General features: G+C 53.7%; 5 protein-coding genes. 4 read left to right on the top strand and 1 reads right to left on the bottom strand.

Features of this window, described 5'->3' with window-relative positions:
- Positions 1-84: 84 nt before the first annotated feature.
- Positions 85-522 (bottom strand): acetyltransferase, encoded by a 438-nt coding sequence (locus tag ABLV11_RS09655; protein WP_126488151.1) that lies wholly within the window; start codon positions 520-522, stop codon positions 85-87.
- A gap of 156 nt (positions 523-678) precedes the next feature.
- On the opposite strand from ABLV11_RS09655, the gene metA reads away from it, so the two are divergent.
- From metA to aceK, 4 genes are all read left to right on the top strand, one after another.
- Positions 679-1,608 (top strand): homoserine O-succinyltransferase, encoded by a 930-nt coding sequence (metA, locus tag ABLV11_RS09650; RefSeq protein ID WP_004109666.1) that lies wholly within the window; start codon positions 679-681, stop codon positions 1,606-1,608.
- Between the two features lie 259 nt (positions 1,609-1,867).
- Entirely contained in the window at positions 1,868-3,469 is a 1,602-nt protein-coding gene (aceB, locus tag ABLV11_RS09645) for a malate synthase A (RefSeq protein ID WP_023320156.1), read from the top strand.
- Between the two features lie 156 nt (positions 3,470-3,625).
- On the top strand, positions 3,626-4,930 hold the full coding sequence (aceA, locus tag ABLV11_RS09640) for an isocitrate lyase (RefSeq protein ID WP_024274896.1): 1,305 nt from the start codon (positions 3,626-3,628) through the stop codon (positions 4,928-4,930).
- Between the two features lie 48 nt (positions 4,931-4,978).
- Positions 4,979-6,721, top strand: a complete 1,743-nt coding sequence (gene aceK, locus ABLV11_RS09635; RefSeq protein WP_049128344.1) for a bifunctional isocitrate dehydrogenase kinase/phosphatase — start codon at positions 4,979-4,981, stop codon at positions 6,719-6,721.
- Positions 6,722-6,723 lie beyond the last annotated feature (2 nt).

Here is a 6,723-nt window from a genome sequence, read left to right as displayed (position 1 = left end):
AGAGCCCATCCTGACGGATGGGCTTTTTGCGTTTTTGTCGTCTGAAACTGCCGGACATCGGTCTACCCTTATCCGGCCTTTTCATTACTCATGTACCAAATTCAATAACGGATACGGTTTTCCAAGATCGTCCGTTTCAGAACGGCCTGTCACCTCAAAGCCCATTTTCTTATAAAATCCGACCGCTTGTTCATTCTGCTCGTTAACGTTAGTCGTCAGTCTGGGCGCTAACGACAAGGCGTGTTTAATCAAAAGCTTACCCACGCCACAGCCGCGAACGGCAGGATCAACAAATAACGCATCCATATGTTCCCCCGTTAGAAGCATAAAGGCGACCGGCTCATCTTCCTCCGTTACTGCTACCCACAGCGGCGCTTCGGGTAGGAATGAGCTCACCAGTTCTTCCAGCTCCGCTCTATATGCTTTTGATAAAAAACCGTGCGTTGCATCGACCGATCGACACCAGATCGCAATCAGTTTTTTCCCTTCATCATGCCGTGAACGGCGGATACTAATAACCATACGTGCTCCTTTTATTTGTTCTTATATTCTAACGTAAATATCTCCGTGAAATTTTCTCACCCTGCATTTGCAGGCTCGACATTCACATTATTCCTGGGTATCTTCAGCTGTCTGGATGTCTAAACGTTTATACGTATGTTATGAGGTAATAAAGTTATGCCAATTCGGGTGCAGGACGAGCTACCGGCCGTCAATTTCTTGCGTAATGAAAACGTCTTTGTGATGACGACAACTCGCGCGACGACCCAGGAAATCCGCCCGCTGAAGGTGCTCATCCTTAATCTGATGCCGAAGAAAATCGAGACTGAGAATCAGTTTTTGCGACTGCTTTCCAACTCTCCTCTGCAGCTTGATATCCAGCTGCTGCGCATCGATGCCCGCGAATCACGTAATACCCCAGCGGAACACCTGAACAACTTCTACTGCAACTTTGAAGATATTTGCGATCAGAATTTTGATGGCCTGATTGTTACCGGCGCGCCCTTAGGTTTGGTTGAGTTTAATGACGTTGCCTACTGGCCGCAGATCAAACAGGTGCTGGAATGGGCTAAAGATCATGTTACCTCAACGCTATTTGTCTGTTGGGCTGTACAGGCGGCCCTCAATATCCTCTATGGTATCCCTAAACAGACGCGCTCTGAGAAGATTTCCGGCGTCTACGAACACCATATCCTGCAACCACATGCCTTATTAACCCGCGGCTTTGACGATAGCTTTCTCGCGCCGCACTCGCGCTATGCCGATTTCCCGGCGGCGCTGATACGCGACTACACCGACCTGGAGATTCTGGCGGAAACGGAAGAGGGCGATGCCTACCTGTTCGCCAGCAAAGACAAGCGCATCGCCTTCGTGACCGGTCATCCAGAATATGATGCAAACACCCTGGCCAGCGAGTTCTTCCGCGATGTGGAAGCGGGCCTCGATCCCCAGGTTCCACACAATTATTTCCCGCAAAACGATCCGCAGAACAAACCGCGCGCCACCTGGCGAAGCCATGGCAATCTACTGTTTATCAACTGGCTGAATTATTACGTCTACCAGATCACGCCATACGATCTACGCCATATGAATCCGACTCTGGATTAATCTTCTACACAACGCGATCCTAAAGCGTTTCAGCATTTTGCCTCTGGCACCTTCGGGTGCCTTTTTTATTTCCGAAATGCGGCTCATATTGTGATTAAACTTTATTTATATTGTTATCAATAGGTTAAATGAGAATTAAATTAAAAATGGAAATTGTTTTTGATTTTGAAAAATAAATGCGTAGTCTTAATTGTGCTGAACGAAAACTACACAACGATCTTACGTTCGCGCCAACTGGATCAACCAAGAGGAGCAGCACATGACGCAGCAGGCGACAATTACTGACGAACTGGCTTTTAGCCAGCCATATGGCGACCAGGAGAAGCAAATCTTAACGCCTGAGGCAGTCGAATTTTTGACTGAACTGGTGAGCCGCTTTACGCCTGAGCGCAATAAACTCCTGGCGGCGCGTCTCCAGCAGCAGCAGGAAATTGATGACGGTAAGCTACCTGATTTTATTTCGGAAACAGCTTCCATTCGTAATGGTGATTGGAAAATTCGCGGCATCCCTGTGGATTTGCAGGATCGCCGGGTGGAAATCACCGGTCCGGTAGAGCGTAAGATGGTGATCAATGCGCTGAATGCGAACGTAAAAGTCTTTATGGCGGATTTCGAAGACTCACTGGCGCCTGAATGGAGCAAAGTCATTGAGGGGCAAATTAACCTGCGCGATGCGGTTAACGGCACCATCAGCTATACCAATGAAGCTGGCAAAATCTATCAGCTTAAACCGAACCCGGCGCTGCTGATCTGTCGCGTGCGCGGCCTGCATCTGCCGGAAAAACACGTGACATGGCGCAGGGAAGCTATTCCCGGCAGCCTGTTCGACTTTGCTCTTTATTTCTTCCATAACTACAAAGCGTTACTGGAAAAAGGCAGCGGGCCCTATTTCTATCTGCCGAAAACCCAGGCCTGGCAGGAAGCCGCGTGGTGGAGTGAAGTCTTTAGCTTTACGGAAGACCGTTTTGAGCTGCCGCGCGGCACTATCAAAGCCACGCTGCTGATTGAAACGCTGCCTGCCGTATTCCAGATGGACGAAATCCTGCATGCCCTGCGCGACCATATTGTGGGTCTGAACTGCGGGCGCTGGGACTATATCTTCAGCTATATCAAAACGCTGAAGAATCACCCGGACCGCGTTCTGCCGGATCGTCAGGTGGTGACGATGGACAAGCCATTCCTCAGTGCCTACTCACGATTGTTAATTAAAACCTGCCATAAGCGCGGCGCATTTGCGATGGGCGGCATGGCGGCCTTTATTCCGAGCAAAGATGCTGAGCGGAACAATCAGGTGTTGAACAAGGTAAAAGCGGACAAATCGCTGGAGGCGAATAACGGCCATGATGGCACATGGATTGCGCATCCCGGTCTGGCTGACACCGCGATGGCCGTCTTTAATGGCGTGCTCGGTGAGAACAAAAATCAGCTATTTGTCACCCGTGAAGACGATGCGCCAATTACCGCTGAACAGCTGCTGGCCCCCTGCGAGGGCGAACGAACCGAAGAGGGCATGCGCGCCAACATTCGCGTGGCGGTGCAGTACATCGAGGCGTGGATTTCCGGCAACGGCTGCGTACCGATTTATGGCCTCATGGAGGATGCGGCAACGGCCGAGATCTCACGTACCTCAATCTGGCAGTGGATCCATCACGAAAAAACGCTCAGCAGCGGTCAACCGGTAACTAAAGCGCTGTTCCGCCAGTGGCTGGCCGAAGAGATGCGGGTGATTCAGGACGAACTGGGTGAGCACCGCTACAGCAGCGGGCGCTTTGACGAGGCCGCGCGCCTGATGGAACAGATCACCACTTCCGATGAGCTCATTGACTTCCTGACTTTGCCGGGTTACCGCCTGCTGGCCTGACGGCCCAGGCTACTTTGTTTGCCATTTTGGCCCCGGGCAGTACTCAAAATCCTCACGTACTATAAGTACGCTCCGGTTTTTGCGCGCTGGCCGTGACCAAACTGTCATCACCAATAATGCCTGGGAAGCCAGGAAAATAATATGGAGCATCTGCACATGAAAACCCGTACCCAACAAATCGAAGAATTAAACAAAGAGTGGACCAACCCGCGCTGGGAAGGCATTACTCGCCCATACAGCGCCGAAGACGTGGTGAAGCTACGCGGCTCCGTTAACCCGGAATGTACGCTGGCGCAGCTGGGCGCGGCAAAGATGTGGCGACTGCTGCACGGCGAAGCGAAAAAAGGCTACGTCAACAGCCTGGGCGCGCTGACCGGGGGCCAGGCATTACAGCAGGCGAAAGCGGGCATTGAAGCGATTTACCTTTCTGGCTGGCAGGTCGCGGCGGACGCCAACCTGGCCTCCAGCATGTATCCGGATCAATCGCTCTATCCGGCTAACTCAGTACCGGCCGTGGTCGATCGGATCAATAACACCTTCCGTCGCGCGGATCAGATCCAGTGGTCTGCGGGTATTGAACCGAACGATCCGCGTTATACCGATTATTTCCTGCCGATCGTCGCCGATGCGGAAGCGGGATTTGGCGGCGTGCTTAATGCGTTTGAGCTGATGAAATCGATGATTGAGGCCGGTGCAGCGGCCGTACACTTCGAAGATCAGCTGGCATCGGTGAAGAAATGCGGCCATATGGGCGGCAAAGTGCTGGTTCCCACGCAAGAAGCGATTCAGAAACTGGTTGCCGCGCGTCTGGCGGCAGACGTAATGGGCGTGCCAACGCTGGTGATTGCCCGCACTGACGCCGATGCGGCGGATTTAATTACCTCAGACTGCGATCCTTACGATCGTCAGTTCATTACCGGCGACCGTACCAGCGAAGGTTTCTTCCGCACCCATGCCGGTATCGAACAGGCGATCAGCCGCGGGCTGGCCTACGCGCCCTATGCCGACCTGGTGTGGTGTGAAACCTCCACCCCGGACCTTGAGCTGGCGAAGCGCTTTGCCGATGCGATCCATGCGAAATATCCGGGCAAACTGCTGGCCTATAACTGCTCACCGTCGTTTAACTGGCAGAAAAAGCTGGATGATAAAACCATTGCCAGCTTCCAGCAGCAGCTGGCGGATATGGGCTACAAATATCAGTTCATCACCCTGGCCGGTATTCACAGCATGTGGTTCAACATGTTCGATCTGGCTCACGCTTACGCCCAGGGCGAGGGGATGAAGCACTACGTTGAGAAGGTTCAGCAGCCGGAATTCGCGGCGGCGAAAGATGGCTATACCTTTGTCTCCCATCAGCAGGAGGTCGGGACTGGCTACTTCGATAAGGTCACCACCATTATCCAGGGCGGAACCTCATCAGTAACGGCGTTAACCGGCTCTACAGAAGAAGATCAGTTCTGATCATTTCCCCTCTCCCTCTCTCCGGGGGAGAGGGAGAGAGGGGAAGGTATGACACGTGGCCTGGAATTATTGATTGCGCAAACTATTTTGCAGGGTTTCGACGCCCAGTACGGTCGTTTTCTTGAAGTCACTTCCGGCGCCCAGCAGCGCTTTGAACAGGCCGACTGGCATGCCGTCCAGCAGGCGATGAAGCAGCGTATCCATCTCTACGATCACCATGTCGGCCTGGTCGTCGAGCAGCTGCGCTGCATTACCGATGGCAAAAATACCGATAGCGACTTTTTGCTGCGGGTAAAAGAACACTATACCCGCCTGCTGCCGGATTACCCTCGCTTCGAAATTGCGGAGAGCTTTTTCAATTCCGTCTATTGTCGGTTGTTTGACCACCGCTCGCTGACTCCCGAGCGGCTTTTTATTTTCAGCTCGCAGCCCGAGCGGCGCCTGCGCTCTATACCGCGGCCGCTGGCGAAAGATTTCTTCCCCGAGCGCGGCTGGGACACGTTATTACGCAAAGTGTTATCCGATCTTCCTCTCCGCCTGCCGTGGCAAAACAGAGCGCGCGATATCGGGTATATCACCGTTTGCCTGCAGGAAGCGCTTGGCGGCGAGCTGCTCTCCCGGTCGTATCTACAGGTGACGAATGAACTCTTTTACCGCAATAAGGCAGCCTGGCTGGTAGGCAAATTGGTTACGCCGATGGCCACGCTGCCTTTTCTTCTGCCAATCCATCGTACCGATGAAGGCGAACTGTTTGTCGATGCTTGCCTGACGACGCATGCCGAAGCCAGTATCGTTTTTGGCTTCGCCCGCTCCTATTTTATGGTTTACGCGCCGCTGCCCGGCGCGCTGGTCGAGTGGCTGCGCGAGATTCTGCCGGGTAAAACCACCGCCGAACTGTACATGGCGATTGGCTGCCAGAAGCATGCGAAAACGGAAAGCTATCGGGAATACCTGCACTATCTTTCCCGCAGCAATGAACAATTTGTTGAAGCGCCGGGGATCCGCGGGATGGTCATGCTGGTGTTTACCTTGCCGGGCTTTGACCGGGTATTTAAGGTCATCAAGGACCGCTTCGCGCCGCAGAAAGAGATGACTGCCGCTCACGTGCGCGCCTGTTACCAGCTGGTCAAAGAGCATGACCGCGTGGGACGGATGGCCGACACCCAGGAGTTTGAGAACTTCGTGCTGGAGAAACGGCAAATTGCGCCCGAGCTGATGGCCCTGTTACAAACCGAAGCCGGTGGGAAAATTACCGACCTCGGCGATCGGATTGCGATCAGCCATCTGTATATCGAGCGGCGGATGGTGCCGCTGAATATCTGGCTGGAGCAGGTTGACGGGCAGGCGCTGCGCGATGCAGTCGAGGAGTACGGGAACGCCATTCGTCAGCTGGCTGCCGCCAACATTTTCCCGGGCGATATGCTATTTAAGAATTTTGGCGTTACGCGTCACGGCCGGGTGGTGTTCTACGATTACGATGAAATTTGCTATATGACGGAGGTGAATTTCCGCGAGATCCCGCCAGCGCGCTATCCGGAAGATGAGCTTGCCAGCGAGCCCTGGTACAGCGTCTCGCCGGGCGATGTTTTTCCGGAGGAGTTTCGCCACTGGCTGTGCGCCGACCCGCGTATCGGGCCGCTATTTGAAGAGATGCACGCCGACCTGCTGCGCGCCGACTACTGGCGGGAGCTGCAAAACCGTATTCGCAACGGCCACGTGGAAGACGTCTACGCCTATCGTCGCCGTCAGCGCTTTTGCGTGCGCTATGGCAACCTGCAACAGGCAGGGTAAAC

Origin of the sequence: Klebsiella sp. GW_Kp181 (assembly GCF_040062315.1) — a bacterium.
In the GTDB taxonomy this organism is placed as follows: domain Bacteria; phylum Pseudomonadota; class Gammaproteobacteria; order Enterobacterales; family Enterobacteriaceae; genus Klebsiella; species Klebsiella oxytoca.
The sequence above is the reverse complement of the archived record's forward strand: the minus strand, read 5'-3'. Positions and strand labels throughout refer to the sequence as shown.

What these genes read in the sequence shown, in the direction of transcription:
- metA (WP_004109666.1), top strand. Translation starts at nt 679, where the DNA reads ATGCCAATTCGGGTGCAGGACGAGCTACCGGCCGTCAATTTCTTGCGT.
- aceB (WP_023320156.1), top strand. Translation starts at nt 1,868, where the DNA reads ATGACGCAGCAGGCGACAATTACTGACGAACTGGCTTTTAGCCAGCCA.
- ABLV11_RS09655 (WP_126488151.1), bottom strand. Translation starts at nt 522, where the DNA reads ATGGTTATTAGTATCCGCCGTTCACGGCATGATGAAGGGAAAAAACTG.
- aceK (WP_049128344.1), top strand. Translation starts at nt 4,979, where the DNA reads ATGACACGTGGCCTGGAATTATTGATTGCGCAAACTATTTTGCAGGGT.
- aceA (WP_024274896.1), top strand. Translation starts at nt 3,626, where the DNA reads ATGAAAACCCGTACCCAACAAATCGAAGAATTAAACAAAGAGTGGACC.